Here is a 2,018-nt window from a genome sequence, read left to right as displayed (position 1 = left end):
CTGGAGTAAAACATGTCCTCTCGTAAAGAGCTTGCCAACGCCATCCGCGCACTCAGCATGGACGCCGTACAAAAAGCAAATTCCGGCCACCCGGGTGCACCTATGGGCATGGCGGACATCGCCGAAGTCCTGTGGCGTGACTACCTGAACCACAACCCGACCAACCCGCACTGGGCTGACCGTGACCGCTTCGTCCTCTCCAACGGCCATGGCTCCATGCTGATTTACAGCCTGTTGCACCTCACCGGCTACGACCTGCCAATGAGCGAGCTGGAAAACTTCCGCCAGCTGCACTCCAAAACCCCGGGTCACCCGGAATACGGCTACACCCCAGGCGTGGAAACCACCACCGGCCCACTGGGCCAGGGCATCGCCAACGCCGTCGGCTTCGCCATTGCCGAACGCACCCTGGCTGCGCAGTTCAACCGCCCGGGCCATGACGTGGTCGACCACCACACCTACGCCTTTATGGGCGACGGCTGCATGATGGAAGGCATCTCTCACGAAGTCTGTTCCCTGGCCGGTACCCTCAAGCTCGGCAAACTGACCGCGTTCTACGATGACAACGGCATCTCCATCGACGGTCACGTGGAAGGCTGGTTCACCGACAACACCGCCGAGCGCTTTGAAGCCTACGGCTGGCACGTGGTGCGTCACGTGGACGGCCACAACCCGGATGCCATCAAGGCCGCGATTGAAGAAGCCCGCAAGGTCACCGACAAGCCGTCCCTGCTGATGTGCAAAACCGTGATTGGCTTCGGCTCCCCGAACAAGGCCGGTACCCACGACGTGCACGGTGCTGCGCTGGGCGCCGCCGAAGTGGCCGCCACCCGCGAAGCCCTGGGCTGGAAATACGCCGCCTTCGAAATCCCGCAGGACATCTATGCCCAGTGGGACGCCAAAGAAGCCGGCAAGGCGAAAGAAGCGGCCTGGAACGACAAGTTCGCCGCCTACGCCAAGGCCTTCCCGGAACTGGCGGCCGAGTTCAAACGCCGCATGAACGGCGAACTGCCGGCCAACTGGAAAGCCGACGCCAAAGCCTTCGTCGAGCAGCTGCAGGCCAACCCGGCCAACATCGCCAGCCGCAAGGCCTCGCAGAACGCGCTGGAAGCCTTCGGCAAGGTGCTGCCTGAGTTCCTCGGCGGCTCTGCTGACCTGGCGCCAAGCAACCTGACCATGTGGTCCGGCTCGAAAGCGCTGAACGTTGACCCGGCGGGTAACTACATCCACTACGGCGTGCGCGAGTTCGGCATGACCGCCATCACCAACGGCATCGCGCTGCACGGCGGCTTCCTGCCGTACTCCGCGACCTTCCTGATGTTCGTGGAATACGCCCGTAACGCGGTGCGCATGGCGGCGCTGATGAAAATCCGCAACGTGTTCGTTTATACCCACGACTCCATCGGTCTGGGCGAAGACGGCCCGACGCACCAGCCGGTTGAGCAGATTGCCAGCCTGCGCGTGACCCCGAACATGAGCACCTGGCGTCCGTGTGACCAGGTGGAATCGGCGATTGCCTGGCAGTACGGCATCGAGCGCAATGACGGCCCGACCACGCTGATTTTCTCGCGTCAGAACCTGACCCAGCAGCCGCGTACCGCGGAGCAGCTGGCCAACGTTTACCGCGGCGGCTACGTGCTGAAGGATTGTGCCGGTACGCCGGACGTCATCCTGATTGCCACCGGTTCGGAAGTGGGCATCACCGTGGAAGCGGCAGACAAGCTGAGCGCGGCGGGCACCAAGGTGTGCGTGGTCTCGATGCCGTCTACCGACGCCTTCGACAAGCAGGATGCGGCTTACCGTGAATCCGTGCTGCCGGCGGCGGTCACTGCCCGCGTGGCGGTGGAAGCGGGTATCGCGGACTACTGGTACAAGTACGTGGGCCTGAACGGCGCTATCGTGGGCATGACCACCTTTGGTGAGTCGGCACCGGCAGAGCAGCTGTTCAAAGAGTTCGGCTTCACCGTGGATAACGTGGTGGCCAAGGCGCAGGCACTGCTGAAATAAGGCATCTCGCG

The 2,018-nt window shown here is 63.1% G+C and carries 1 protein-coding gene; it reads left to right on the top strand.

Going from position 1 to position 2,018, the window contains the following annotated elements:
* Positions 1-12 precede the first annotated feature (12 nt).
* The gene (gene tkt / locus NR114_RS24175) at positions 13-2,007 is read left to right on the top strand and encodes a transketolase (protein ID WP_256824857.1); all 1,995 of its coding nucleotides are present in this window, start codon (positions 13-15) and stop codon (positions 2,005-2,007) included.
* The last annotated feature ends 11 nt before the right edge of the window (positions 2,008-2,018 follow it).

The organism is Serratia sp. Ser99 (genome assembly GCF_024519545.1).
GTDB lineage: Bacteria > Pseudomonadota > Gammaproteobacteria > Enterobacterales > Enterobacteriaceae > Serratia > Serratia liquefaciens.
This window is presented reverse-complemented; position numbering and strand designations above follow the sequence as displayed.

Bases quoted from the DNA above. Each gene is read 5' to 3' on its own strand.
- tkt (WP_256824857.1), top strand. From the start codon at position 13: ATGTCCTCTCGTAAAGAGCTTGCCAACGCCATCCGCGCACTCAGCATG.